The organism is Stenotrophomonas sp. (genome assembly GCF_050737075.1).
Taxonomy (GTDB): Bacteria; Pseudomonadota; Gammaproteobacteria; order Xanthomonadales; family Xanthomonadaceae; genus Stenotrophomonas.
In genome coordinates, this window is record NZ_JBOHXV010000051.1 from 1 (window position 1) to 26,455 (window position 26,455).

A 26,455-nucleotide genomic window follows, 5' to 3' on the forward strand; every position below is an offset into this window, starting at 1 on the left:
GGGCAGAGCCCCGCTCTACGCGTGCCGGGTCTCAGCCGCCCTGCTTGCGCACAATCGCCATGGCTATCTCCAGCGACTGCTCATAGTTCAGGCGCGGATCCACCGAGGAGCGGTACGCACGCTCCAGATCGCGCTCGGTCAACTCGCGCGCGCCGCCGGTGCATTCGGTCACGTCCTCACCGGTCAGCTCCAGGTGCACGCCGCCCAGGCGGGTACCGGAAGCGGCATGCAGGTCGAACGACAGTTCCACCTCACTGCGCACGTTGTCGAAACGACGGGTCTTGTACCCATTGCTGGTGCTTTCGGTATTGCCATGCATGGCATCGCACACCCACAGCACGCGGCGACCATCGCGCTTGACCGCCTCCAGCAGCGGCGGCAGCTTGTCGGCAATCTGCGCCGCACCCATGCGATGGATGAAGCTCAGGCGGCCCGGCTCGTCGTCCGGGTTGAGCACGTCGATCAGGCGCAGCAGCTGGTCCGGCTGCACCGACGGCCCCACCTTGATGGCAATCGGATTACGCACGCCACGCAGGTACTCGACATGCGCGCCATCGAGCGCGGCGGTGCGCATGCCGATCCAGGGGTAATGGGTGCTCAGGTTCAACCAGCCCTGCTGGCGCGGCACCTGGCGGGTGAGCGCCTGTTCGTAGGGCAGCAGCAGCGCTTCGTGCGAGGTGTAGAAGTCGATGCGATTGAGGTTGTACACCTGCGCGCCCGACAGCGTCTCCATGAAGCGCACGGCGTCGCCGATCGACGACACCATCTTCTGGTAGTCGGTGGCCAGTGGCGAATGGCGCACCCACTCGAGGTTCCAGTATTCGGGGTGATGCAGGTCGGCGAAGCCGCCATCGATCAGGGCGCGCAGGAAGTTCATGGTCATGGCCGAGTGCGCGTGGGCCTGCAGCATCCGGCGCGGATCGGGCAGGCGCGCGGCCTCGGTGAACTCCGGCGCATTGATCACGTCGCCGCGATAGCTCGGCAGGGTGACGCCATCACGGGTCTCGGTATCGGCAGAGCGCGGCTTCGCATACTGCCCCGCAAAGCGCCCCACGCGAATCACCGGCTTGCGCATGCCATGCACCAGCACCAGGCTCATCTGCAGCAGCACTTTGAGCCGGTTGGAGATGGTGGTGGACTCGCAGTCGCTGAAGTTCTCGGCGCAGTCGCCACCCTGCAGCAGGAAGCGCTTGCCTTCCTGCGCGTCGGCCAGCTGCTGCTTGAGCGACAGGATCTCCCACGAGGTCACCAGCGGCGGCAGCCGCTTGAGCTCATGCAACGAAGCATCCAGCGCCACCGGATCCGGATAGGTCGGCATCTGCAGCGCGGGCCGGCCGCGCCAACTCTCCGGCGACCAGTCGGTCGGCACGGCAGCGAAGGTAGGGGCACGGTCGGAAGCAGTCATCGCAGTATCCAGTCAATCAGCAGGGGTAAAAAATCAGTGGCGACGGGCGGGTCGACGGAACGACACCACCAGCGCCCAAATGCCAAGCAGCGCGAACCAGACCACGCTCCACATCGGAATGCTCATGCCGAGGAAGGTCCAGTCGATGTTGCCGCAGTTGCCGGTACCGGTCAGGACGGTGCGGAACACCTCGAACGGCCCCATGGTCTCGCTCAGGAATGCCAGCGGCGGCCCACAGCTCGACCCCAGGTCCTGCGGCAGCAGCTGCACATACACATGCCGCGCGGCAATGCCGGCACCCACCGCCGCCGCGATGAACGCGAGCACGCCGTAGGTCATCCGCCCCGGCCGGTCGCGCGGCCCATGCAGCGCACCAATCAGGAACAGCAAGCCCAGCGCGGCAAACGCAATCCGCTGGAAGATGCACAGCGGGCAAGGCTCCAGCCCCATCTTCAGCTGCAGCCAGATCGCATAGCCGATCAATGCCGCACAGATCAGGAACCCCAGCAGAAACTGGGCGCGGTAATTCCAGCGCAATGGATTCATCGCCAGCACACTCATGTTGGTCAGGCACCAAGATTAACAGGCCCTCACGCTGTACAGGCTGCGACCTTCTGCCGTATGTCGGCGTAGATGGCCATACAGAGTGTTTCGGGTTTTGGGCGGACAGCCGCGCAGCCGAGCTGTTCACTGCCCGGCCGCGCCGGGTGCGGGTTTGCGGGGGACGCCGCAAGTACGTCCCTGTAGGCTTCGTCGCCGCATCCATGCGGCTCAGACCCCCTCAAACCCGCCCCCGCCGCGTCCCCGACAGTACATCGGTACTCATAGGGCCCACCGGCTCTTCGTGGGAGGTCGTAACGTCAGGGAAGCCGGGCAATGCCCGGCCCCTCTTCGGCAGCGACGTCAACGGCAGCCGGGCAAAGCCCGGCTCTACGGCTGGCGAAGACGGGCCGGGCGTGCCCGGCTTACCGGCAGGTCGCGGCCTCCCATGCCCGGCCATGAGGCCACGCACTAACCGACCACGTTTCGGGGTCGCGGCCGGGGTGGGTTTGCGGGGGCATGAGCGGCATGGATGCCGCGACTGAGCCTACACGGACGTACTTGCGGCGTCCCCCGCAAACCCACACCGGCCGCGGCCGGACCGATAGCACACCGGCGTGCAGCTGTTCGCGCACAACCACCAGCAGCCGGGCAGAGCCCGGCGCTACGGAGCAACAAGCAACAGGCAACAAGCGGCAGGTAGCGAGCGGAACCCAGGCAACAAAAAACCCGGCGCTGGGCCGGGTTTTTTGGGAATCTTTGGTGTTGCGCGTCGATTACTCTTCGACGGCTTCAGCCACGGCGGCCGGACGGTCGACGAGTTCGACGTAGGCCATCGGAGCGTTGTCGCCAGCGCGGAAGCCGCACTTCAGCAGACGCAGGTAACCGCCCGGACGGGTCGCGTAGCGCGGGCCCAGGGTGGAGAACAGGTTGCCTACGGCTTCGTTGTCACGCAGACGGGCGAAAGCCAGACGGCGGTTGGCGACGGAGTCGACCTTGGCCAGCGTGATCAGCGGCTCGGCGACGCGGCGCAGTTCCTTGGCCTTCGGCAGCGTGGTCTTGATCAGCTCGTGCTTGAACAGCGAGGCAGCCATGTTCTTGAACATTGCTTCGCGGTGCGCGCTGGTACGGTTGAACTTACGGCCAGACTTCATGTGACGCATGGGATGTAATCCTTTAAAGAATGTTGGATCGGTTGGGTATCGCTGTCGCCTTCCTGGCGTTGCTGCTTGGACTGCGGTTGGTCCGGTGCCGGCCCTCCTGGCCGACCGTCACCGCAGGCTATGGGCCTGTCGGTGCGAGGTACTGCGGGTAAAGCCCCCGCACCCGAAGGTGCGGGGTGAAACCTGCGCGCTGGATCAGCCGAGCATGCCGTGCTGGGCGACACCGGCCGGCGGCCAGTTCTCCAGCTTCATGCCGAGCGAAAGGCCGCGCTGTGCGAGGACTTCCTTGATCTCGGTCAGCGACTTCTTGCCGAGGTTCGGGGTCTTGAGCAGTTCCACTTCGGTCTTCTGGATCAGATCGCCGATGTAGTAAATGCTTTCTGCCTTCAGGCAGTTCGCCGAACGAACCGTCAACTCCAGATCGTCGATCGGGCGCAGCAGCACCGGATCCACGCCGTTGTTGGCCGGCTTGGCTGCACCGCGGTCGCGGTGGGTGAAGTCACCGAAGACCGACAGCTGATCGCTGAGGATGTCGGCGGCGGTGCGCACGGCTTCCTCGGCATCGATCGTGCCGTTGGTTTCGATGTCCAGCACCAGCTTGTCCAGATCGGTACGCTGTTCGACGCGGGCCGCTTCCACCGAGTAGGCGACGCGACGGACCGGCGAGAACGACGCGTCCAGGACCAGACGACCGATGGCACGGGTCTCTTCGTCCGGACGACGACGCGCGGCGGCCGGCTGGTAGCCGAAGCCACGCTCGATCTTCAGACGCATGTTGACTGCCGTATCCTTGGTCAGGTGGCAGATGACATGATCGTTGTTGAGGATCTCGACGTTGTGGTCGACCTTGATATCCGCAGCGGTCACGACACCCGGACCCTGCTTGGACAGCGACAGCGTAGCGCTGTCACCGGTATGCATACGGATCGCCACGTCTTTCAGGTTGAGCAGGACTTCGAGAACGTCCTCCTGCAGGCCTTCAAGGGTGGTGTACTCGTGCAGCACGCCGTCGATCTCGACTTCCGTGATGGCGAAGCCCGGGATGGACGACAGCAACACGCGACGCAGGGCATTGCCCAGCGTATGCCCGTAACCACGCTCCAACGGTTCGATAACGACCTTGGCGCGGGTGTCGGTAATGCGTTCGATCTGCGGACCGCGAGGACGCAGAACCTGATTGGCGGTAACCGTCATGTTGCGGGTTCTCCTAGTGAATCCCCGGCCGTCGCCGGGGATTCTCCGATGTGAATTACTTCGAATACAACTCGACGATCAGCGCTTCGTTGATATCCGCAGGCAGGTCCGCACGATCCGGAACAGCCTTGAAGATGCCGGCAAACTTGGCCGCATCCACTTCGATCCACGACGGGCGCAGGTCATGCGTGCTGGACACGGTCAGGGCTTCCTGAACGCGCATCTGCTTGGCAGCCTTTTCGGACAGTGCAACAGCGTCGCCAGCCTTGACCTGGTACGAAGCCAGGTTGACCGACTTGCCGTTCACAGTGACGCCGCGGTGCGAGACCAGCTGACGAGCAGCCGGACGGGTCACAGCGAAGCCCATGCGATAGACGACATTGTCCAGACGGGTTTCCAACAGCTGCAGCAGGTTCTCGCCGGTGTTGCCCTTCTTGGTCGAGGCCTTCTTGTAGTAGTTGCGGAACTGACGCTCCAGCAGGCCGTAGATACGCTTGACCTTCTGCTTTTCACGCAGCTGGGTAGCGTAGTCGGACAGCTTGCCCTTACGGGCAGTGGCGCCGTGCTGGCCGGGCTTCTGCTCCAGCTTGCACTTGGAGTCCAGCGCACGGGCCGGGCTCTTGAGGGAAAGGTCGGCGCCTTCGCGGCGGGCGAGCTTACAGGTAGGACCGATATAACGAGCCATTTCTTATCGCTCCTTTAGACGCGACGCTTCTTCGGCGGACGGCACCCGTTGTGCGGGATTGGCGTCACGTCGATGATGTTGGTGATCTTGTAGCCCACGTTGTTCAGCGAGCGCACGGCCGACTCACGACCCGGACCCGGGCCCTTGATGCGGACTTCCAGGGACTTGACGCCGTAATCCAGCGCGGCACGGCCGGCTTTCTCGGCAGCCACCTGGGCAGCGAACGGGGTGGACTTACGCGAACCGCGGAAGCCAGCGCCACCGGACGTCGCCCACGACAGAGCATTGCCCTGGCGGTCGGTGATGGTCACGATGGTGTTGTTGAAAGAAGCGTGGACGTGGGCGACGCCGTCAGTGACGACGCGCTTGATCTTCTTCTTGGTCTTAGCGACGGGCTTAGCCATTTCTTAGGTCCCTTACTTCCTGATCGCCTTGCGCGGGCCCTTGCGGGTGCGGGCGTTGGTACGGGTGCGCTGACCGCGCAGCGGGAGGCCGCGACGGTGACGCAGACCGCGATAGCAGCCCAGGTCCATCAGGCGCTTGATCGCGATACCGATTTCACGGCGCAGATCGCCTTCCACGATGTACTTGGCCACTTCCGAGCGAAGACGCTCGATTTCCGGCTCCGACAGATCGCGGATCTTGGTGGTCGAGGTCACGCCTGCGGCGTCGCAGACCTTCTTCGAACGGGTACGGCCGATGCCGTAAATGCTTTGCAACCCGACCCAGACGTGCTTCTGGGCTGGCAGGTTGACGCCTGCAATACGCGCCATGACGCGGTTCTCCAGCTGAGTGATGGCCGACAGCGCACCCAAGGCGCGCCGATCCGGCAGGATGGATCAAAAAAGTGAACTAGCGATACTAACAAGGTTCCGGTTTACATGGAAGCCCGTGAAACCTGAAAGGTTTCATGAACTCGGCCCAGGGAGTGTGCCCAGGCTCCGGCGCCGGATCAGGTTGACCCCGGAAGCGATCCTTTCAGACCCTCTTCCGGCGCCGCCCGCGCTACTCCCGCGCGGGACGACCCGATCTCACCCCCACCCGGAACCGCTGCGGGGGCCGCCCTTCGTTTGTGTGGCCAGGTCCGCGAAGCGGAGGACCATCACGTCAGGAAGACGATAGTGTAACAGGCCAATCAGCCGCGGGCAAAACCGCCGCGGTTGCCGCCCTTCAGGTTGGCCTTCTTCAACAGGCTCTCATACTGGTGCGACATCAGGTGCGCCTGGATCTGCGCAATGAAGTCCATCACCACCACCACCACGATCAGCAGCGAGGTGCCGCCGAAGTAGAACGAGGCGTTCAGCTGCGTGCGCATGATTTCCGGCAGCAGGCAGACGATCACCAGGTAGGCCGAGCCGGCCGCGGTCAGGCGGGTCAGCACGCCGTCGATGTAGTCGGCGGTGGCCTTGCCCGGACGGATGCCCGGAATCAGCGCGCCCGACTTCTTCAGGTTGTCGGCGGTTTCCTGCGAGTTGAACACCAGCGCGGTATAGAAGAACGCGAAACCGGTGATCAGCGCAGCGAACACGATCATGTGCAGCGGCTCGCCCGGACCCAGGGCGTTGGCCACCTTCTGCAGCCAGGTAGCCGAGCTGGCCTGGCCGGACCACATGGCCAGGGTGGTCGGGAATGCCAGGATGCTGGAGGCGAAGATGGCCGGGATCACGCCCGCCATGTTCAGCTTCAGCGGCAGGAACGAGGTCTGGTTCATGTACGCGTTGCGGCCACCCTGGCGACGTGCGTAGTTCACCGTGATGCGGCGCTGGCCGCGTTCGACGAACACCACGAAGAAGGTGAAGGCCAGCACCACCAGCACGATCAGCAGCAGCTGGATGAACTGCAGGTTGCCGTCCTGGTAAGCCTCGAAGGTGTGGATGACCGCACCCGGGAGACCCGCCACGATACCGGCGAAGATGATCAGCGACACACCGTTGCCGATGCCGCGCTCGGTGACCTGCTCGCCGACCCACATCAGGAAGATGGTGCCTGCGGTCAGCGCGACCACGGCGGTGAGCACGAAGCCCATGCCCGGCGCGTAGACAACCGGCGCGCCGCTCGGCGACAGCTGGTTCTGCAGCGCCAGCGCGATGCTGCCGCCCTGCACCACCGCCAACAACACGGCGCCGATGCGGGAATATTGGGTGATCTTGCGACGGCCGGATTCACCTTCCTTCTGCAGCGCCTTGAGCGCCGGGAAGATGTGGACCGCCAGCTGCATCACGATGGATGCCGAGATGTAGGGCATCACGTTCAGCGCGAAAATGCTGAAACGGTGCAGGGCGCCGCCCGAGAACATGTTGAACATGTCCACGATACCGCCGCCCTGCGCCTGCATGAGCGCAAGCATGGCATCAGGATTGACGCCCGGCACCGGCACATAACAGCCAATGCGGTAGACGATCAACGCCCCGACGACGAACAGCAGACGCTGGCGAAGTTCCGTGAACTTGCCGAGCCCGCCGCCCAGGTTACCAATGCCAGCTTGCGCCATGTCTTACTCCTGTACGCTGCCGCCGGCAGCTTCGATCGCGGCCTTGGCACCGGCCGTTGCTGCGACGCCCTTCAGGGTGAAGGCCTTGGTCAGGCCGCCCTTCATGACGATCTTGGCCTGCTTGGCCGAGGTCGGGACCAGGTTCGCAGCGCGCAGCGCGGCGAAATCGATCTCACCGGCTTCCAGCTTGTCCAGCTGGTAGGACAGCACTTCGGCAGTGTCCTTGGCGATCTTGGAACGGAAACCGACCTTCGGCAGACGACGCTGCATGGGGGTCTGGCCGCCTTCGAAGCCTGCCTTGATCTTGCCGCCACCCTTACGGGCGAACGAACCCTTGTGGCCGCGGCCGCAGGTCTTGCCCAGGCCCGAGCCGATACCACGGCCCACGCGGGTGCGCTCTTTGCGCGCGCCCGGTGCCGGGCTCAGTTCATTGAGATGCATGGTCATTGGATTATTCCTCAACCTTGACGAGGTAGTGGACCTTGTTGATCAGACCGCGAACCTGCGGGCTGTCCTTCAGTTCACGTACGCTATTGAGCTTGCCGAGGCCAAGCGCCTTCACCGACAGGCGGTGACGTGCCTGGGCGCCGCGCAGGCCGCCAACCAGACGGACCTTGATGGTCTTGGTGTCATTAGCCATGGTTGAGATCCTCCACCTTCTTGCCGCGCTTGGCCGCAATGCGGGCCGGCGACTGCATTTCGGACAGACCCTTCAGCGTGGCGCGAACCAGGTTGATCGGGTTGCGCGAACCGACGGCCTTGGCCAGCACGTTCTTGACGCCAACGGCTTCCAGCACGGCGCGCATGGCACCACCGGCGATCACACCGGTACCTTCCGAAGCAGGCATCATGAACACGCGAGCAGCGCCGTGGCCCGACTTGACCGGGTGCCACAGGGTGCCGTTGTTCAGATCGACGTCGGCCAGGTTCTTGCGAGCCTGCTCCATCGACTTCTGGATGGCGACCGGCACTTCACGCGCCTTGCCGTAACCGAAACCGACCTTGCCTGCGCCGTCACCGACCACGGTCAGTGCGGTGAAGGTGAACTGACGACCGCCCTTGACGGTCTTGCTGACGCGGTTGACCGCGACCAGCTTCTCGATCATGCCGTCGTCGACTTTCTCTTCGCGGTTACGGTCGCGATCGCGACCCCGCTGCTGACGTTCTTCTGCCATGTTGATTCCTTGATTGATTGAGTATGTACGGCTCAGGGCCGCTTATAGCTGTGAAGTGGAGCGGTGGATCGAGCGCCCCTGCAGAAGAAGGACGTCGCCCGGCACAACCCGTGCCGGCAGGCAGGCGGAAGCGGGGACCAGCCCCGCTTCCTTATCCCTTAGAACTGCAGGCCGCCTTCGCGGGCTGCATCGGCCAGTGCCTTGATGCGGCCGTGGTAGCGGTAGCCCGAGCGGTCGAAAGCGACCTTCTCGATGCCCGCAGCCTTGGCGCGCTCGGCAACCAGCTTGCCGACCTTGGCGGCGGCGTCGCTGTTCTTGCCATTCTTCAGGCCTTCCTTGACGTCGGCCTGGGTGGTGTTGGCCGCCGCCAGCACCTTGGAGCCGTCGGCGGTGAAGACCTGGGCGTACAGGTGCTGACCGGTGCGCAGCACCGACAGACGCGGCACGCCGAGGACACGGATGTGTGCGCGGGTGGACTTGGCGCGACGCAGGCGAGCAATGTTCTTGTTCATGATCTTTTTCCTTGAAAGCTGAAGGGAAAGAGGGCGTTCCCGCTGGAAGACCGCACACGGAGGTGCGGGCTCCTACGAGGGATTCGCCATTAAGCCTTCTTGGCTTCCTTACGAATGATGACTTCGCCGGCGTACTTCACACCCTTGCCCTTGTAGGGCTCCGGCTTGCGGTAAGCGCGGATCTTGGCGGCAACTTCGCCCACCAGCTGCTTGTCGGTGCCCTGGACCAGAATTTCGGTCTGGGTCGGGGTCGACAGCGTGATGCCTTCCGGAGCGACGTACACCACCGGGTGCGAGAAACCGAGCGACAGGCTCAGGTCCTTGCCCTGCATGGCAGCACGGTAACCGACGCCGACCAGCTCGAGCTTGCGCTCGAAGCCATCGGTGACGCCCTTGACCATGTTGGCCAGGATCGCGCGGACGGTGCCGGTGAGGGCCAGCAGGTCGTCATTGCTGGCGGCCAGGGTGGCAACGCCGTCGTTGACGGAGATTTCAACGCCAGCAACCTTCGGCAGGCTCAGGGTGCCCTTCGGGCCCTTCACGCTGACGGATTCCGGCTGGATGTTCAGTTCAACGCCCTTGGGCAGGTTGACCGGCTTCTTGGCTACGCGGGACATAGTAGTTTCCTTCTCGCCTTAGGCCACGAAGCACAGGACTTCGCCGCCGACGCCCAACTGGCGCGCCTGCGCATCAGTCATGATGCCCTTGGAGGTGGAGATGATGGAGATGCCCAGGCCGTTCAGGACCTTCGGCAGCTCAGACTTGCCACGGTACTGGCGCAGACCCGAACGCGAGAAGCGCTTCAGGGTCTCGATGACCGGCTTGCCTTCGAAATACTTCAGGACGATTTCAAGTTCGGCCTTGTTGTTTTCAATCTTGGTCACGCGCAGGTCGGTGATGTAGCCTTCGGCCTTCAACACTTCTGCGATTGCAACCTTGATCTTGGAGGACGGTGCCTTCACCGTCTGCTTGCCAACCGCGGCCGCATTTTTGATGCGTACCAGCAGGTCGGCGATGGGATCAGTCATGCTCATAGTCGATACCTTTGAGTGCACCGATATCCGCTTTCGCGAAAATCTTGCTATTTCTGAAATGGGCCTGGAGGCCCTTCGTTCTTGTTCAGTAGAGCCATTTGGATGACAGCCGACTAACAGTCGGCTCTACCAGTCGGCTCTACCGGTCGCCGTTACAGCGCCCTACCCCACCGTTACTGCCAGTGAGACGCGGGAGTATACGACAAAAAGAGCCCGACCAGGGTCGGACTCTTCAAGTTGGGGTGAACCTGAACAGGCTCACCCCATACAGCAGGGACGAATCCCTTACCAGCTGGCCTTGCGCAGGCCCGGCACGTCACCGCGCATGGTGGCTTCACGCAGCTTGTTACGGCCGAGGCCGAACTTGCTGTAGACGCCACGCGGACGGCCCGACAGTTCGCAGCGGTTGCGGTGGCGGCTCGGCGACGAATCGCGCGGCAGCTTCTGCAACTTGACCACGGCGTCAGCCTTTTCGTCGTACGAAGCGGTCGTGCTGGAGATGATCTTCTTCAGCTCTTCGCGCTTGGTCGCGTACTTGACGGCCAGCTTGGCACGCTTCAGATCGCGGTTGACCATGGAGGTCTTTGCCATTTCGAATTCCTCGACGTATCAGTTACGGAACGGGAACTTGAACGCTGCAAGCAGCGCCTTCGCTTCCGCATCGGACTTGGCGGTGGTGGTGATGGCGATATCCATGCCGCGGATCGCGTCGACAGCGTCGAAGTCGATTTCCGGGAAGATGATCTGTTCCTTCACACCCATGTTGAAGTTGCCACGACCGTCGAAGGAACGACCCGAGACACCACGGAAGTCGCGCACGCGCGGCAGCGAGATGTTGATCAGGCGGTCCAGGAACTCATACATCTTGGCGCGACGCAGCGTGGTCTTGCAGCCGATCGGCCAGCCGTCACGGATCTTGAACGAAGCCACCGACACGCGGGACTTGGTCACGATCGGCTTCTGGCCGGAGATCTTGGACATGTCGGCGACGGCATTTTCCAGGATCTTCTTGTTGGTCGCGGCTTCGCCGACACCCATGTTCAGGGTGACCTTGACGAGGCGCGGGACCTGCATCGGATTGGTGTAGCCGAACTGCTTCATCAGCGCCGGCACCACTTCTTCCTGGTAGAACTTTTCGAGACGGGAACTCATCTTCTCATTCCTCAGGCGTCAAGCGCCTCACCGCTGGAGCGGAACACACGCAGTTTGCGTCCATCCTCCAGCACCTTGAAGCCAACGCGCTCGCCCTTGCCCGAAGCCGGGTTGAGCACATTCACGTTGGAGATATGGATCGACGCTTCACGCTCGACCACGCCGCCGGCAACGCCTGCCTGCGGGTTCGGCTTGGTGTGGCGCTTGACGATGTTCACGTTGGCGACGATCACACGATCGCCGTCGACGCGGACGATTTCGCCCTGCTTGCCCTTGTCCTTGCCGGTGTTGACGACGACCTGGTCGCCCTTCTTGATACGGTTAGCCATGATTATCTCCTGTCGCTCACAGCACTTCGGGAGCGAGCGAGACGATCTTCATGAACTTCTCGGAACGAAGTTCACGCGTCACCGGTCCGAAGATGCGGGTGCCGATCGGCTCTTGCTTGTTGTTGAGCAGGACCGCAGCGTTGGCGTCGAAACGGATCAGCGAACCGTCGGCGCGACGCACACCCTTGCGGGTACGCACCACGACGGCGTCGAACACTTCACCCTTCTTGACCTTGCCGCGCGGGATCGCATCCTTCACGGTGACCTTGATGATGTCACCGATGTGTGCGTAGCGACGCTTGGAGCCGCCCAGCACCTTGATGCACATCACTTCCTTGGCACCGGAATTGTCCGCGACCTCGAGGTAGCTCTGCATCTGGATCATGAGTCAGATCTCCTTATTGAGCTGCGCGCGTGATGACTTCCACCACACGCCAGTTCTTGGTCTTGGACATCGGAGCAATCTCGGTCACGCGCACGACATCACCTTCGTTGCAGGTGTTGTCGGCGTCGTGAGCGTGCAGCTTGGTCGAACGCTTCAAGTACTTGCCATACAGCTTGTGCTTGACCAGGCGTTCCACCAGCACGGTGACCGTCTTGTCCATCTTGTTGCTGACGACACGGCCTTCGACCGTGCGCAGCGCGTTGTTTTCAGTAGTGTCGCTCATCGCGGCCATCCTTACTTGTTGCTGCCGAGCAGGGTCTTGACGCGAGCAATCTCGCGGCGGACCCGGCGGGTTTCGTGAGTCTTCGGCAGCTGTCCGGTGACCTGCTGCATACGGAGCGAGAACTGCTCCTTACGCAGATCGGTCAGGTGGGACTTGAGATCGTCAGCCGACTTTTCGCGAAGTTGTTTGATATCCATCACATCACCGTCCGGGTCACGAAGGTGGTGGTCACCGAGAGCTTGGCAGCTGCCAGGCGGAACGCCTCGCGTGCAACGCTCTCATCCACACCTTCAATTTCATAGATCATGCGGCCGGGCTGGATCTGGGCGACCCAGTACTCCACGTTGCCCTTACCAGAACCCATTCGCACTTCGATGGGCTTCTTGGTGATCGGCTTGTCGGGGAACACTCGGATCCACATCTTGCCACCGCGCTTGACGTAGCGGCTGATCGAGCGGCGGGCCGCTTCGATCTGACGCGCGGTCAGCTGACCGTGGGCGGTTGCCTTCAGGCCGTACTCGCCGAAGCTGACAGCGTTGGCGCTCCAGCTCAGGCCATCGTTACGGCCCTTGTGTACCTTGCGGTACTTGGTTCGCTTGGGTTGCAACATTGTCGTTACCTCGCTTCACGGGCCGGGCGCTGACGGTCACCGCGGTCACCGCGATCGTTACGATCGTTGCGCGACGGGGTGTCGTCCTGCTTTTCCTGGCCAACCTGGGAGAAATCGAAAACCTCGCCCTTGTAGATCCAGACCTTGATGCCAATGATGCCGTAGGTCGTCTTGGCTTCAGCGAAGCCATAGTCGATGTCGGCACGCAGCGTGTGCAGCGGCACGCGGCCTTCGCGGTACCACTCCGAACGGGCAATTTCTGCACCATTCAAGCGGCCACCGACGTTGACCTTGATGCCCAGGGCACCGAGGCGCATCGCGTTGCCGACCGAGCGCTTCATTGCACGGCGGAACATGATGCGACGCTCCAGCTGCTGCGCGATCGACTCGGCAACCAGCTGCGCGTCCAGCTCGGGCTTGCGCACTTCGGTGACGTTGATGTGCGCCGGGACGCCCATCATTTCGCTCACTTCCTTACGCAGCTTTTCGATGTCCTCACCACGCTTGCCGATCACCACGCCCGGACGGGCGGTGTGGATCGTCACGCGGGCGGTCTTCGCCGGACGTTCGATGAGAATCTTGCTGATGCCGGCCTGCGCGAGCTTCTTGCGCAGCATGTCCCGCACCTTCAGGTCGGCCGCCAGGTAACCAGCGAACTCGCCCTTGTTGGCGTACCACTTGGAGTTCCAGTCCTTGGAGATGCCGAGGCGGATACCAATCGGATGAACTTTATGACCCATGGTGTTTTCCTTTCCGCTTACTTGCCGGCGCCCACAACCACAGTGATGTGGCTGGTGCGCTTGAGGATGCGGGTACCGCGGCCTTTCGCCCGCGCCATGAAACGCTTCAGGGTCGGACCTTCATCTACCATGATGGTCTGAACCTTAAGCTCGTCGACGTCGGCGCCCTGGTTGTTCTCGGCATTTGCAATAGCCGACTCCACCACCTTCTTGATCAGGTGGGCAGCCTTCTTGTCCGAGAACTTCAGCAGGTTGACCGCACGCTCGGCCGGCAGGCCGCGCACCTGGTCAGCGACCAGGCGGGCTTTCTGCGCAGAGATGCGCGCGGAGCGCAGGATTGCTTTCGCTTCCATTGTCATCTCTCCTTACTTGCCCGACTTCTTGTCACCACCGTGACCCTTGAAGGTCCGGGTGATGGCAAATTCGCCGAGCTTGTGGCCGACCATGTTCTCGTTGACGAGCACCGGAACGTGGTTCTTACCGTTATGAACGGCGATGGTGATGCCTACCATTTCCGGCAGGATCATCGAACGGCGCGACCAGGTCTTGATCGGCTTCTTGCTACCCGCAGCGGCCTCCACCTTCTTGACGAGGTGGTGATCGACGAACGGGCCCTTCTTGAGTGAACGTGCCATGGTCGATTAGCCCCTACGATCGCGGACGATGAATTGCTGGGTGCGCTTGTTATGGCGCGTCTTGTAACCCTTGGTCGGAACACCCCACGGGGTGACCGGATGCGGATTACCCTGGCCGGCCTTCGCCTCACCACCACCGTGCGGATGGTCAACCGGGTTCATGGCAGCACCACGAACGGTCGGGCGGACACCGCGCCAGCGCTTGGCGCCAGCCTTGCCCAGCTTTTCCAGGTTGTGTTCGTCGTTACCGACTTCACCGATGGTCGCGCGGCACTCGACCGGCACCTTGCGCATTTCACCCGAGCGCAGGCGCAGGGTGGCGAAGAGGCCTTCACGAGCGACGAGCTGCACGGCAGCGCCGGCGGCACGCGCGATCTGTGCACCCTTGCCCGGCTTCAGTTCGATGCCGTGGACAGTGGTACCGACCGGGATGTTGCGCAGCGGCAGGGTGTTACCGGTCTTGATCGGCGCATCCGAACCCGCGATCACCTGGTCACCGGCCTTCAGGCCCTTCGGTGCGATGATGTAACGGCGCTCGCCGTCGACGTAGCACAGCAGGGCGATATGGGCGGTGCGGTTCGGATCGTATTCGATGCGTTCCACGCGCGCCGGAATGCCTTCCTTGTTGCGCTTGAAGTCGATGAGACGGTAATGCTGCTTGTGGCCACCACCGATATGACGGGTGGTGATGCGGCCGTGGTGGTTACGACCACCGGAATTGCTCTTCGGCTCCAGCAACGCAGCGTGCGGTGCGCCCTTGTGCAGATCGGGCGTAACCACGCGCACGGCCGAACGGCGGCCGGGGGAAGTGGGCTTGAATTTCATCAATGGCATGGGATGTACCTCAGGCCTTGGCCGTTACATCGATGGACTGGCCATCGGCGAGACGCACGTATGCCTTGCGCCAATCGCCGCGGCGGCCGGTGCGGTTACGGAAGGACTTGTTCTTGCCCTTCACGTTCAGCACGTTGACCGCTTCGACCTTGACGTCGAACAGCTGCTCAACCGCGGCCTTTACATCGGCCTTGGTGGCTTCGTTCGAGACTTCGAAGACATACTGGTTGGAATGTTCCTGCAGGCGCGCGGTCTTTTCGGAGACTCGCGGAGCACGCAGCACGCTGAAGATTTTTTCGTTGCTGTTCATGCCAGCCACTCCTCGACCTTCTTGACCGCGTCAGCGGTGATGACGACCGTGTCGGCACCGACCAGCGACACCGGATCCAGACCCTGGACGTCACGCACTTCCACGTAGGGAATGTTGCGGGCCGACAGGTACAGGTGCTCGGTGGCTTCCTCGGTGACGATCAGCGGGCGCTTGCCCACTTCCAGGCCGGCCAGCTTGGCGATCAGAGCCTTCGTGCTGGTCGCTTCGACATCGAAGGACTCCACGATGGTCAGACGGCCCTGACGGTTCAGCTCGGACAGGATCGCGCACATGGCGGCACGGTACTGCTTACGATTGACCTTCTGCTCGAAGCTGCGCGGCTTGGCCGCGAAGGTGACACCGCCGCCGACGAAGATCGGAGCCGTCAGTGCGCCATGACGCGCGCCGCCGCCCTTCTGCTTCTTCGACTTCTTGGTGGTACCAGCCACTTCAGAGCGAGTCTTCTGTGCCTTGGTGCCGGCGCGACCGGCGTTGCGGTAAGCAACGACGACCTGGTGAACCAGATCTTCGCTGAAATCGCGACCGAACACGGCATCGGAGACCGAGACCTTGTTGTTGCTACCCGTGATAACGAGTTCCATCGTCATCTCTCCTTATGCCTTGCTAGCCGGACGAACGATCACGTCACCACCCGCTGCGCCAGGCACGGCACCACGGATTGCGATCAGACCACGTTCGACATCGACCTTCACCACTTCCAGGTTCTGCGTGCTCTGCTGCACCGAACCCATGTGGCCGGACATCTTCTTACCCGGGAAAACGCGACCCGGGGTCTGGCGCTGGCCCAAGGAACCCGGCGCGCGATGCGACAGCGAGTTACCGTGGGTTGCATCGCCCATACGGAAGTTGTAGCGCTTGATGGTGCCCTGGAAGCCCTTACCCTTGGTGACACCCTGGACGTCGACCTTCTGGCCAACTTCGAAGATGTCCGCCTTGACTTCGCCGCCAACGGCGAAATCGCCGAGCTGCGCGTCTTCAACGCGGAATTCCCACAGGCCACGACCGGCTTCGACCTTCGCCTTGGCGAAGTGACCGGCTTCCGGCTTGTTGACCAGGGCAGCGCGACGCGCGCCGACAGTCACCTGCACGGCGCTGTAGCCGTCAGCTTCGACGGTCTTGATCTGCGCGATGCGGTTCGGGGTAGCTTCAATCAGGGTCACCGGGATGGCCTGGCCATCTTCGGTGAACACGCGGCTCATGCCAGCCTTGCGGCCCACGAAGCCCAACGAATATTTCTTCGTCATGGTCGTAGTCCTCAGGTCAGCTTGATCTGAACGTCGACGCCGGCAGCCAGTTCGAGCTTCATCAGCGCGTCCACGGTCTTGTCGTTCGGATCGACGATATCGAGCACGCGCTTGTGCGTGCGGGTCTCGTACTGGTCACGCGCGTCCTTGTCGACGTGCGGCGAGACGAGAATGGTGTAACGCTCGATCTTGGTCGGCAGGGGGATCGGGCCACGCACTTGCGCGCCGGTCCGCTTTGCCGTTTCAACGATCTCGCTGGCCGAACGGTCGATCAAACGATGATCGAACGCCTTCAGCCGAATCCGGATCTTTTGGTCCGCCATGGCGGTGGGTTCCTTCGTTAAAAGAGCGACGGACAAGGCCTCTGGGTTGCCTTGTCCCATGAATATCCTGAATGCGGACGCCGCACATTCCTGCGCGGCGACAAGATCTTTCCATAGACCTCAAAAATCGAGGCAGACCGGTCTCCCGATCTGCCCAGACAAAAAGTATAGCGCGCATACAACGCGGCGGTCAACAGGGGACCTGTTGACACTGCCTGAATGGCGCGACCCTTCCTGGTCTGGGGAACACGAGGTGCGTCCTGCGCCTCTTTTCCCGTTTTTTCAACACCCCGATGCCCTACCCAGGCAACATCGGGGCGCAGAGTCTAGCAGATTACTTGACGATCTTGGAGACCACGCCGGCGCCGACGGTACGACCGCCTTCACGAATGGCGAAACGCAGGCCTTCATCCATCGCGATCGGGTGGATCAGGGTCACGACCATCTTCACGTTGTCGCCCGGCATCACCATCTCGACGCCTTCCGGCAGCTTGGCGGCACCGGTGACGTCGGTGGTACGGAAGTAGAACTGCGGACGGTAGCCGTTGAAGAACGGGGTGTGGCGGCCGCCTTCATCCTTCGACAGCACGTACACTTCGCCTTCGAACTCGGTGTGCGGCTTGATCGAACCCGGCTTGCACAGGACCTGACCGCGCTGGACGTCGTCACGCTTGGTGCCGCGCAGCAGCAGACCGGCGTTGTCGCCTGCCTGACCCTGGTCGAGCAGCTTGCGGAACATTTCCACGCCGGTGACGGTGGTCTTCTGGGTATCGCGGATACCGACGATTTCGATTTCTTCGCCGACCTTGATCACGCCGCGCTCGATACGACCGGTCACCACGGTGCCGCGGCCCGAGATCGAGAACACGTCTTCGACCGGCATCAGGAATGCCTTGTCGACGTCACGCTCCGGGGTCGGAATCCAGGTGTCCAGCGCATCGACCAGCTTGATGATGGCCGGCACGCCGATCTCGCTCTGGTCGCCTTCCAGCGCCAGACGGGCCGAACCCGAGATGATCGGGGTGTCATCGCCCGGGAAGTCGTACTTGCTCAGCAGCTCGCGGACTTCCATTTCGACCAGTTCCAGCAGCTCGGCGTCGTCCACCATGTCGGCCTTGTTCAGGAACACGACGATGTACGGCACGCCGACCTGACGCGACAGCAGGATGTGCTCGCGGGTCTGCGGCATCGGGCCGTCAGCAGCCGAACAGACCAGGATCGCGCCGTCCATCTGCGCAGCACCGGTGATCATGTTCTTGACATAGTCAGCATGGCCCGGGCAGTCGACGTGGGCGTAGTGACGGTTGGTGGATTCGTATTCGACGTGCGCGGTCGAGATCGTGATGCCACGGGCCTTTTCTTCCGGCGCGGCGTCGATCGCGGAGTAATCCTTGAATTCGCCACCGAAGCGCTCTGCGCCGATCTTGGTCAGCGCAGCGGTCAGCGTGGTCTTGCCATGATCGACGTGACCGATGGTGCCGACGTTGACGTGCGGCTTGGTGCGCTCGAACTTACCCTTTGCCATTGTTGTCTACCTTGAATATCAGAAAGAGGGAGGTAAAGACCTGAGCTTACGCTCAGGCCTTCTTGATCACGGTTTCGGCGATGTTGCTCGGCGCCGGCTCGTAGTGGTCGAATTCCATCGTGAACGTTGCGCGACCCTGGGTCTGCGAACGCAGCGAGGTGGCGTAACCGAACATTTCGCCCAGCGGGATCATCGCGTTGATGATTTCGGCCGAACCGTCACCGGTCACGCTCGAACCCTGCAGCATGCCGCGACGACGGCTGACGTCGCCCATCACGTCACCCTGGTAATCGCTCGGGGTCACGATTTCGACCTTCATGATCGGCTCCAGCAGGACCGGCTTGGCCTTGTTGAAGCCCTGCTTGAAGGCCATCGACGCAGCCAGCTTGAACGCCATTTCCGAGGAGTCGACGTCATGGTACGAGCCGAACACCAGCTTGACCTTGACATCCACCACCGGGAAGCCCGCCAGCGGACCGCTGGTGATGGTTTCGCGCAGACCCTTTTCGATCGGGGCGATGAATTCCTTCGGAATCACGCCACCGGTGATGTCGTTGATGAACAGGAAATCATCCTTGATCAGCGCCGAGATCTTCGGATCGGCACGGTCTTCAGCGGTGATCGGCGACAGCTCGATCACGACGTGACCGTACTGACCCTTACCACCGGACTGCTTGGCGTGCTTGTAGTCCGACTTGACGTCGGCCAGCTGGATGGTTTCGCGGTAGGCCACCTGCGGCTTGCCGACGTTGGCTTCCACGTTGAACTCGCGCTTCATGCGGTCAACGATGATGTCCAGGTGCAGCTCGCCCATGCCCGAGATGATGGTCTGGCCGGATTCTTCGTCGGTCTTGACGCGGAACGACGGATCTTCCGCAGCCAGACGACCCAGCGCCAGACCCATCTTTTCCTGGTCCGACTTGGTCTTCGGCTCGACGGCCATCGAGATCACCGGCTCCGGGAACACCATGCGCTCCAGGATGATCGGGTGGTCCTGCGAGCACAGCGTGTCGCCGGTGGTGGTGTCCTTCAGACCCACGGCCGCGGCGATGTCACCGGCCAGCACTTCCTTGATCTCTTCACGATCGTTGGAATGCATCTGCAGGATGCGGCCGATGCGCTCCTTCTTGCCCTTCACCGAGTTCAGCAGCTGGTCGCCAGCATTCAGCGTGCCCGAATAGACACGGAAGAAGGTCAGCGCACCCACGAACGGGTCGGTGATGATCTTGAAGGCCAGGGCCGAGAACGGCGCCTTGTCGTCGGACTTGCGGCTCAGCGCGATGGCTTCGTCGTCCACGTCGGTACCGGTCACGTCCGGCACGTCGATCGGCGACGGCAGCAGCTGCACCACGCCGTCCAGCATGGCCTGCACGCCCTTGTTCTTGAACGCCGAACCGCAGTACATCGGCACGATGTCGGTGGCCAGGGTGCGCACGCGCAGGGCTTCGACGATCTCGGCCTCGGTCAGCTCTTCGCCGCCCAGGTACTTTTCCATCAGCTCTTCGCTGGCTTCGGCAGCCGCTTCGATCATGAAGGTACGGGCCTCTTCGGCCTCCGCCTTCATGTCGGCCGGAATGTCCAGGTACTCGAACTTCATGCCCTGCGAGGCTTCATCCCAATGGATGGCCTTCATCTTGATCAGGTCGACCACGCCCTTGAAGCCTTCTTCAGCGCCGATCGGCAGCTGCATCGGCACGGCGGTGGCGCCCAGCTTGGCCTTCAACTGGCCAACGACCTTGGTGAAGTTGGCGCCGGTGCGGTCCATCTTGTTGACGAACGCAATACGCGGCACCTTGTACCGGTTGGCCTGGCGCCACACGGTTTCCGACTGCGGCTGCACGCCACCGACGGCACACAGCACGAACACCGCACCGTCGAGCACGCGCAGCGAGCGCTCCACTTCGATGGTGAAGTCGACGTGCCCGGGGGTGTCGATGATGTTGAAGCGGTGCTCCGGCAGGGACTTGTCCATGCCCTTCCAGAACGCGGTGGTGGCAGCGGACTGGATCGTGATGCCACGCTCCTGCTCCTGCTCCATCCAGTCCATGGTGGCGGCGCCGTCGTGCACTTCACCGATCTTGTGGCTCTTGCCGGTGTAGAACAGGATGCGCTCGGACGTGGTGGTCTTGCCGGCATCGATGTGGGCCATGATGCCGAAGTTGCGGTAACGCTCGATGGGAGTGGTGCGGGCCACGGGAGCCTCTCAATTTCTTGGAATTCGGATGGCCGAACGCCGCCTTTCGGCGGCCTTCGGATTGGCGCAGCCCTTCTGGGGCCGCGAGGCAGCACCTTGATGGTGCTGCCGTGCCTGTTTTACAAGGCCGTCAAACTCACCAGCGGTAGTGGGCGAAGGCCTTGTTGGCTTCGGCCATGCGGTGGGTTTCTTCGCGCTTCTTGATGGCGCCACCACGGTTTTCCGAGGCATCCAGCAGTTCTGCAGCCAGCTTCTTCGGCATGGTGTTTTCACCACGCTTACGTGCCGAGTCGATCAGCCAGCGCATGGCCAGGGCCATCTTGCGCGACGAACGCACTTCGACCGGCACCTGGTAGGTCGCACCACCGACACGGCGGGACTTCACTTCGACCGACGGAGCCACGTTGTCCAGAGCCTTCTGAACCAGCTCGATGGTGTTCGGGTTCTTTTCGCCGATCACATCCATGGCGCCATAGACGATCTTTTCAGCGACCGACTTCTTGCCGCTCAGCATCACCATGTTGATGAAGCGTGCGATGGTTTCACTTCCGTGCTTCGGATCCGGCAGGACAGAGCGCTGCGGCGTATTACCTTTACGAGACATGTGTACTTTCCCTTAGCTCTTCGGACGCTTGGCGCCGTACTTGGAACGGCCCTGACGACGCTTGGCAACGCCCGAGGCGTCCAGCGAACCACGAACGGTGTGGTAACGCACACCCGGCAGATCCTTGACGCGACCGCCACGGATCAGGACCACGGAGTGCTCCTGCAGGTTGTGGCCTTCGCCGCCGATATAGCTAATCACTTCTTCCTGGTTGGTCAGGCGGACCTTGGCAACCTTGCGAAGCGCCGAGTTCGGCTTCTTCGGAGTGGTGGTGTACACGCGCGTGCAGACGCCACGGCGCTGGGGGCACTTTTCAAGAGCCGGGGAGGCACTCTTGTAAGTGGTTGCCTGCCGCGGCTTGCGGACAAGCTGATTGATCGTCGCCATCAGTAAGTTCTTCTGAGAGAGGCCAATGAAAAGACTGGCCATGAATGCGGATATGTGCGAGCAGGCGATAAACCGGCCTGCTGAGACAGACGATTGTAGCAACCCGGCGAAAACGCAGTCAACCGCGCACGCGCCAAGCCAGCCCTGATCCCGGGCCGTTACAGGGGAGCCTTTTCCATGCCCCCCGTTCAGGTTGTCAAACCAGCCCCCTTTCGAGGACCGGCCGGCATCCTACCTCATCGGCGGCGGTTACGCCACCCATGAGGCCGGTTCGGCACCACCAACGGGGGTGCCCTACCCCTTCGAATGTCGTCCGACCAACGGTCGGCCGCTACCCGAAGGTGGTCCGGCCCGAAGGCCGGACCGGCTTTCTCATTCCTCGCCGGCAGCCGATTCGGCTTCGGTCGATTCCACTACCACCGGGGCGACCGGAGCCACCTCAGCCACGACCGGCGAACCGGACAGCTGCTGCATTTCCGAATCGGTCAGCCCGGAGGCGTTCTTGCGACGGTTGGCGTGGTACGCCAGGCCGGTACCGGCCGGGATCAGGCGGCCGACGATGACGTTTTCCTTCAGGCCGCGCAGGTTGTCCGAGGTGCCGCGGACGGCAGCTTCGGTCAGCACGCGGGTGGTTTCCTGGAACGAAGCCGCCGAAATGAACGACTCGGTGGCCAGCGACGCCTTGGTGATACCCAGCAGGACCGGGTCGAAACGGGCGATCAGCTCGTTGCGGGTGGTCAGGCGTGCATTTTCCTCGATGACGCGCTGGCGCTCGGCCTGCTCGCCATTCAGGAACTTGCTGCTGCCCTGGTCGGTGATCTCGACCTTGCGCAGCATCTGGCGGGTGATGACCTCGATGTGCTTGTCGTTGATCTTCACGCCCTGCAGGCGGTACACGTCCTGGATTTCCTTGACCAGGTAGGCAGCCAGCGGCTCGACACCCAGCAGACGCAGGATGTCCTGCGGGCTCGGCTCGCCGTCCACGATGGTCTCGCCCTTGGTCACGTGTTCACCTTCGAACACGATCACCTGGCGGTACTTCGGAATCAGCTCTTCGTGTTCCGAACCATCGGTGTCCTTGATGATCAGGCGCTGCTTGCCCTTGGTGTCCTTGCCGAAGCTGATGATGCCCGAGCGCTCGGCCAGGATCGCCGGATCCTTCGGCTTGCGGGCTTCGAACAGATCGGCCACGCGCGGCAGACCACCGGTAATGTCGCGGGTCTTGGACGCTTCCTGCGGGATCTTGGCGACCACGTCGCCCACGCCGACGGCGGCGCCGTCCTGCAGGTTGACGATGGAGCGCGGCGGCAGCAGGTACTGGGCCGGCAGATCGGTGTTCGGGATGGTCAGGTCATTGCCCTTGGCATCCACGATACGCACGATCGGGCGCAGTTCCTTGGCCTGCGAGCCACGACGCTTCGGATCGGTGATTTCGCGCGAGGCCAGGCCGGTCAGTTCGTCGGTCTTCTCGGTGACGGTGACGCCGTCGATGAAGTCGATGAAGCGGATGAAACCAGCCACTTCGGACACGATCGGGTGGTTATGCGGGTCCCAGTTGGCCACGGTCTGGCCAGCCTTCACTGCATCGCCGTCCTTGGACGCGATCATCGAGCCGTACGGCAGCTTGTAACGCTCACGCTCACGGCCGTGCGCATCCAGCACCGAGATTTCACCCGAGCGCGAGACGGCAACCAGCGAGCCATTGGCGTGCTCGACCGACTTGAGGTTGTTGAACTTCACCGAACCGGTGGTCTTGACGGTGATGTTGTCCACCGCAGCCGCACGCGATGCCGCACCACCGATGTGGAACGTACGCATGGTCAGCTGGGTACCCGGCTCACCGATCGACTGTGCGGCGATGACGCCGACCGCTTCACCGATGTTGACGATGTGGCCACGGGCCAGATCGCGGCCGTAGCAGCGACCGCAGACACCGAACGCCGAGGCGCAGGAGATCGTCGAGCGCACCTTGATGCTCTGCACGCCGGCGTCTTCGAGCTTGGCCACCCACTGTTCGTCCAGCAGGGTGTTGCGGGTCACGATCGGATCTTCATCGTTGCCCGGCAGGAACACGTCCTCGGCCACGACGCGACCCAGCACGCGCTCCTTCAACGGCTCCACGACGTCGCCGCCTTCCACGATCGGGGTCATGGTCAGGCCTTCGGTGGTACCGCAATCCACTTCGGTGATGACCACGTCCTGCGCCACGTCGACCAGACGACGGGTCAGGTAACCCGAGTTGGCGGTCTTCAGCGCGGTATCGGCCAGACCCTTACGGGCACCGTGGGTGGAGTTGAAGTATTCCTGTACGTTCAGGCCTTCACGGAAGTTCGCCTTGATGGGCGTTTCGATGATCGAGCCGTCCGGACGCGCCATCAGGCCACGCATACCGGCCAGCTGACGGATCTGCGCCTGGCTGCCTCGTGCACCGGAGTCGGCCATGATGTACAGCGAGTTCATCGACTTCTGGTCGATGGTCTCGCCCTTGGCGTTGACCACCTTCTCGGTACCAATGGTGTCCATCATCGCCTTGGCGATGCGTTCATTGGTACGCGACCAGATGTCGACCACCTTGTTGTAGCGCTCGCCAGCGGTGACCAGGCCCGACTGGTACTGCTCCTGGATTTCCAGCACTTCGGCTTCGGCCTCGGTGAGGATGCCCTTCTTCTCGTCCGGGATCAGCATGTCGTCGATACCGATCGACACGCCGGCGCGGGTTGCGTAGGCGAAGCCGGTGTACATCAGCTTGTCGGCGAACACGACCGTGTCCTTCAAGCCCAGCTGACGGTAGCTGGAGTTGATCAGGCGGCTGATGTTCTTCTTGGTCAGCTCGGTGTTGGCCAGCGCGAACGGCAGGCCTTCCGGCAGGATTTCAGCCAGCAGGGCGCGACCGATCGTGGTGTCCACGATCGAGGTCTTGTTCTGCTTGTTGCCTTCCTCGTCGGTCACCACTTCGGTGATGCGGACCTTGACGCGCGCGTGCAGTTCCACCACGCGGTTGTCGTAGGCGCGCTTGACTTCGGCGATGTTGGCGAAGGCCATGCCCTCGCCCTTCTTGTTTTCCAGCGAGCGGGTCATGTAGTACAGACCCAGCACGACGTCCTGCGACGGCACGATGATCGGCTCGCCGTTGGCCGGCGACAGGATGTTGTTGGTCGACATCATCAGCGCACGCGCTTCCAGCTGGGCTTCCAGCGAGAGCGGCACGTGGACGGCCATCTGGTCACCGTCGAAGTCGGCGTTGAACGCGGTGCAGACCAGCGGGTGCAGCTGGATGGCCTTGCCCTCGATCAGGACCGGCTCGAACGCCTGGATGCCCAGACGGTGCAGGGTTGGCGCACGGTTCAGCATGACCGGGTGTTCGCGGATGACCTCTTCCAGGATGTCCCAGACTTCGGCTTCTTCGCGCTCGACCAGCTTCTTGGCGGCCTTGATGGTGGTGGCCAGGCCACGACGCTGCAGCTTGGCGAACACGAACGGCTTGAACAGTTCGAGCGCCATCTTCTTCGGCAGGCCGCACTGGTGCAGGCGCAGGTACGGGCCGACCACGATGACCGAACGGCCCGAGTAGTCGACGCGCTTGCCCAGCAGGTTCTGGCGGAAGCGACCCTGCTTGCCCTTGATCATGTCGGCCAGCGACTTCAGCGGGCGCTTGTTGGTGCCGGTGATGGCACGGCCGCGACGGCCGTTGTCCAGCAGCGCATCGACCGATTCCTGCAGCATGCGCTTTTCATTGCGCACGATGATGTCCGGCGCGTTCAGCTCGAGCAGGCGGCGCAGGCGGTTGTTGCGGTTGATGACGCGGCGGTACAGGTCGTTCAGGTCGGAGGTCGCGAAGCGGCCACCGTCCAGCGGCACCAGCGGACGCAGGTCCGGCGGCAGCACCGGCAGCACGGTCATGACCATCCACTCCGGACGGTTGCCCGACTCGAGGAAGGCTTCGACCAGCTTGATGCGCTTGGTGAGGCGCTTGAGCTTGGTTTCCGAACCGGTGCTGGCGATCTCTTCGCGCAGGCGGGTCATTTCCGACTGCAGGTCGATGGTGCGCAGCAGTTCGTACACGGCCTCGGCGCCCATGGCGGCGTCGAAGTCGTCACCGTGCTCCTGGCGGGCCTGCAGGTACTGTTCTTCGGTCAGCAGCTGGCGGCGCTCCAGGGCGGTCAGGCCCGGCTCGGTCACCACGTACGCTTCGAAGTACAGCACGCGCTCGATGTCACGCAGGGTCATGTCCAGCATCAGGCCGATGCGCGACGGCAGCGACTTGAGGAACCAGATGTGCGCGACCGGCGAGGCCAGGTCGATGTGACCCATGCGCTCGCGGCGGACCTTGGCCAGGGTGACTTCGGTGCCGCACTTTTCGCAGACCACGCCGCGGTGCTTCATGCGCTTGTACTTGCCGCACAGGCACTCGTAGTCCTTGACCGGCCCGAAGATGGCGGCGCAGAACAGGCCGTCACGCTCCGGCTTGAAGGTACGGTAGTTGATGGTTTCCGGCTTCTTCACTTCGCCGAAGGACCACGAACGGATCAGGTCCGGCGAGGCCAGCGCGATCTTGATCGCGTCGAAGTCCAGCGTCTGGCGCTGCTGGTTGAAGAGGTTGAGCAGGTCTTTCATGGTGTTTCTCCGAAAGGAGGAAATCTTTGTCGATGGGCTGTCAGGTCACATCCGGCGGCGCGGCTG

At 62.6% G+C, this 26,455-nt stretch carries 34 protein-coding genes; all 34 read right to left on the reverse strand.

The features are described 5' to 3' along the window. Positions 1-31: 31 nt before the first annotated feature. The gene (locus ACREPD_RS13085) at positions 32-1,405 is read right to left on the reverse strand and encodes a class II 3-deoxy-7-phosphoheptulonate synthase (protein ID WP_431599744.1); all 1,374 of its coding nucleotides are present in this window, start codon (positions 1,403-1,405) and stop codon (positions 32-34) included. Between the two features lie 33 nt (positions 1,406-1,438). Next, positions 1,439-1,951, reverse strand: coding sequence for a disulfide bond formation protein B (locus ACREPD_RS13090; protein WP_431599745.1), 513 nt, complete (start codon positions 1,949-1,951; stop codon positions 1,439-1,441). A 770-nt stretch (positions 1,952-2,721) separates the two neighbouring features. Then, on the reverse strand, positions 2,722-3,108 hold the full coding sequence (gene rplQ, locus ACREPD_RS13095; protein ID WP_431599746.1) for a 50S ribosomal protein L17: 387 nt from the start codon (positions 3,106-3,108) through the stop codon (positions 2,722-2,724). Between the two features lie 195 nt (positions 3,109-3,303). Next, positions 3,304-4,302 (reverse strand): DNA-directed RNA polymerase subunit alpha, encoded by a 999-nt coding sequence (locus ACREPD_RS13100; RefSeq protein WP_431599747.1) that lies wholly within the window; start codon positions 4,300-4,302, stop codon positions 3,304-3,306. A 55-nt stretch (positions 4,303-4,357) separates the two neighbouring features. Continuing rightward, entirely contained in the window at positions 4,358-4,987 is a 630-nt protein-coding gene (rpsD, locus tag ACREPD_RS13105) for a 30S ribosomal protein S4 (protein WP_421570666.1), read from the reverse strand. Positions 4,988-5,001: 14 nt separating this feature from the next. Beyond that, positions 5,002-5,391, reverse strand: coding sequence for a 30S ribosomal protein S11 (rpsK, locus tag ACREPD_RS13110; RefSeq protein WP_017355427.1), 390 nt, complete (start codon positions 5,389-5,391; stop codon positions 5,002-5,004). A gap of 12 nt (positions 5,392-5,403) precedes the next feature. Continuing rightward, positions 5,404-5,760, reverse strand: coding sequence for a 30S ribosomal protein S13 (gene rpsM, locus ACREPD_RS13115; RefSeq protein WP_017355426.1), 357 nt, complete (start codon positions 5,758-5,760; stop codon positions 5,404-5,406). 362 nt (positions 5,761-6,122) lie between these two features. Then, entirely contained in the window at positions 6,123-7,478 is a 1,356-nt protein-coding gene (gene secY, locus ACREPD_RS13120; RefSeq protein ID WP_421570665.1) for a preprotein translocase subunit SecY, read from the reverse strand. Positions 7,479-7,481: 3 nt separating this feature from the next. Continuing rightward, on the reverse strand, positions 7,482-7,925 hold the full coding sequence (rplO, locus tag ACREPD_RS13125; protein WP_313348113.1) for a 50S ribosomal protein L15: 444 nt from the start codon (positions 7,923-7,925) through the stop codon (positions 7,482-7,484). A 4-nt stretch (positions 7,926-7,929) separates the two neighbouring features. Then, positions 7,930-8,118, reverse strand: coding sequence for a 50S ribosomal protein L30 (gene rpmD, locus ACREPD_RS13130; RefSeq protein ID WP_431599748.1), 189 nt, complete (start codon positions 8,116-8,118; stop codon positions 7,930-7,932). After that, positions 8,111-8,653, reverse strand: coding sequence for a 30S ribosomal protein S5 (gene rpsE / locus ACREPD_RS13135; protein WP_038690276.1), 543 nt, complete (start codon positions 8,651-8,653; stop codon positions 8,111-8,113). The genes rpmD and rpsE overlap by 8 nt, the downstream gene beginning before the upstream one ends. A gap of 158 nt (positions 8,654-8,811) precedes the next feature. After that, the gene (rplR, locus tag ACREPD_RS13140) at positions 8,812-9,165 is read right to left on the reverse strand and encodes a 50S ribosomal protein L18 (RefSeq protein WP_019186158.1); all 354 of its coding nucleotides are present in this window, start codon (positions 9,163-9,165) and stop codon (positions 8,812-8,814) included. An 89-nt stretch (positions 9,166-9,254) separates the two neighbouring features. Next, positions 9,255-9,782: a 50S ribosomal protein L6 gene (gene rplF / locus ACREPD_RS13145; protein ID WP_421570663.1), complete on the reverse strand. Its 528-nt coding sequence runs from the start codon at positions 9,780-9,782 to the stop codon at positions 9,255-9,257. 18 nt (positions 9,783-9,800) lie between these two features. After that, a complete protein-coding gene (gene rpsH, locus ACREPD_RS13150; protein WP_019186156.1) occupies positions 9,801-10,199 on the reverse strand; it encodes a 30S ribosomal protein S8 in 399 nt (132 codons plus the stop codon). A gap of 285 nt (positions 10,200-10,484) precedes the next feature. Further along, complete coding sequence (gene rpsN / locus ACREPD_RS13155) at positions 10,485-10,790, reverse strand: 30S ribosomal protein S14 (protein ID WP_421570662.1); 306 nt, start codon at positions 10,788-10,790, stop codon at positions 10,485-10,487. Positions 10,791-10,808: 18 nt separating this feature from the next. After that, on the reverse strand, positions 10,809-11,351 hold the full coding sequence (rplE, locus tag ACREPD_RS13160; protein WP_421570661.1) for a 50S ribosomal protein L5: 543 nt from the start codon (positions 11,349-11,351) through the stop codon (positions 10,809-10,811). An 11-nt stretch (positions 11,352-11,362) separates the two neighbouring features. Beyond that, on the reverse strand, positions 11,363-11,680 hold the full coding sequence (rplX, locus tag ACREPD_RS13165; RefSeq protein WP_228886387.1) for a 50S ribosomal protein L24: 318 nt from the start codon (positions 11,678-11,680) through the stop codon (positions 11,363-11,365). Positions 11,681-11,696: 16 nt separating this feature from the next. Continuing rightward, a complete protein-coding gene (gene rplN, locus ACREPD_RS13170; protein WP_017355415.1) occupies positions 11,697-12,065 on the reverse strand; it encodes a 50S ribosomal protein L14 in 369 nt (122 codons plus the stop codon). 13 nt (positions 12,066-12,078) lie between these two features. Further along, positions 12,079-12,348: a 30S ribosomal protein S17 gene (rpsQ, locus tag ACREPD_RS13175; RefSeq protein ID WP_431599749.1), complete on the reverse strand. Its 270-nt coding sequence runs from the start codon at positions 12,346-12,348 to the stop codon at positions 12,079-12,081. A gap of 11 nt (positions 12,349-12,359) precedes the next feature. Continuing rightward, on the reverse strand, positions 12,360-12,545 hold the full coding sequence (rpmC, locus tag ACREPD_RS13180; RefSeq protein ID WP_214900310.1) for a 50S ribosomal protein L29: 186 nt from the start codon (positions 12,543-12,545) through the stop codon (positions 12,360-12,362). Further along, complete coding sequence (gene rplP, locus ACREPD_RS13185) at positions 12,545-12,958, reverse strand: 50S ribosomal protein L16 (RefSeq protein WP_017355412.1); 414 nt, start codon at positions 12,956-12,958, stop codon at positions 12,545-12,547. Before rplP ends, rpmC begins: the two co-directional genes overlap by 1 nt. A 5-nt stretch (positions 12,959-12,963) precedes the next feature. Then, on the reverse strand, positions 12,964-13,698 hold the full coding sequence (gene rpsC, locus ACREPD_RS13190) for a 30S ribosomal protein S3 (protein WP_431599750.1): 735 nt from the start codon (positions 13,696-13,698) through the stop codon (positions 12,964-12,966). Between the two features lie 17 nt (positions 13,699-13,715). Continuing rightward, a complete protein-coding gene (gene rplV / locus ACREPD_RS13195) occupies positions 13,716-14,051 on the reverse strand; it encodes a 50S ribosomal protein L22 (protein ID WP_017355410.1) in 336 nt (111 codons plus the stop codon). Between the two features lie 12 nt (positions 14,052-14,063). Further along, a complete protein-coding gene (rpsS, locus tag ACREPD_RS13200; protein WP_017355409.1) occupies positions 14,064-14,333 on the reverse strand; it encodes a 30S ribosomal protein S19 in 270 nt (89 codons plus the stop codon). 6 nt (positions 14,334-14,339) lie between these two features. Next, positions 14,340-15,167, reverse strand: a complete 828-nt coding sequence (gene rplB, locus ACREPD_RS13205; protein ID WP_421570659.1) for a 50S ribosomal protein L2 — start codon at positions 15,165-15,167, stop codon at positions 14,340-14,342. 10 nt (positions 15,168-15,177) lie between these two features. Further along, entirely contained in the window at positions 15,178-15,477 is a 300-nt protein-coding gene (gene rplW / locus ACREPD_RS13210) for a 50S ribosomal protein L23 (RefSeq protein ID WP_313348127.1), read from the reverse strand. Continuing rightward, positions 15,474-16,079: a 50S ribosomal protein L4 gene (gene rplD / locus ACREPD_RS13215; RefSeq protein WP_068849458.1), complete on the reverse strand. Its 606-nt coding sequence runs from the start codon at positions 16,077-16,079 to the stop codon at positions 15,474-15,476. The genes rplW and rplD overlap by 4 nt, the downstream gene beginning before the upstream one ends. Before the next feature lie 12 nt (positions 16,080-16,091). Next, positions 16,092-16,742: a 50S ribosomal protein L3 gene (rplC, locus tag ACREPD_RS13220; protein WP_332809131.1), complete on the reverse strand. Its 651-nt coding sequence runs from the start codon at positions 16,740-16,742 to the stop codon at positions 16,092-16,094. A gap of 11 nt (positions 16,743-16,753) precedes the next feature. After that, positions 16,754-17,065: a 30S ribosomal protein S10 gene (rpsJ, locus tag ACREPD_RS13225; protein ID WP_010341589.1), complete on the reverse strand. Its 312-nt coding sequence runs from the start codon at positions 17,063-17,065 to the stop codon at positions 16,754-16,756. A gap of 334 nt (positions 17,066-17,399) precedes the next feature. After that, complete coding sequence (gene tuf, locus ACREPD_RS13230; RefSeq protein WP_431599751.1) at positions 17,400-18,590, reverse strand: elongation factor Tu; 1,191 nt, start codon at positions 18,588-18,590, stop codon at positions 17,400-17,402. A gap of 52 nt (positions 18,591-18,642) precedes the next feature. After that, complete coding sequence (fusA, locus tag ACREPD_RS13235; protein WP_431599752.1) at positions 18,643-20,784, reverse strand: elongation factor G; 2,142 nt, start codon at positions 20,782-20,784, stop codon at positions 18,643-18,645. A gap of 136 nt (positions 20,785-20,920) precedes the next feature. Next, the gene (gene rpsG / locus ACREPD_RS13240) at positions 20,921-21,388 is read right to left on the reverse strand and encodes a 30S ribosomal protein S7 (protein WP_313348940.1); all 468 of its coding nucleotides are present in this window, start codon (positions 21,386-21,388) and stop codon (positions 20,921-20,923) included. A 12-nt stretch (positions 21,389-21,400) separates the two neighbouring features. Continuing rightward, on the reverse strand, positions 21,401-21,775 hold the full coding sequence (gene rpsL, locus ACREPD_RS13245) for a 30S ribosomal protein S12 (protein ID WP_025879344.1): 375 nt from the start codon (positions 21,773-21,775) through the stop codon (positions 21,401-21,403). Between the two features lie 372 nt (positions 21,776-22,147). After that, positions 22,148-26,389 carry a DNA-directed RNA polymerase subunit beta' gene (gene rpoC / locus ACREPD_RS13250; protein WP_431599753.1) on the reverse strand — a complete coding sequence of 1,414 codons (4,242 nt, stop codon included), beginning with the start codon at positions 26,387-26,389 and terminating at the stop codon, positions 22,148-22,150. Between the last annotated feature and the right edge of the window lie 66 nt (positions 26,390-26,455).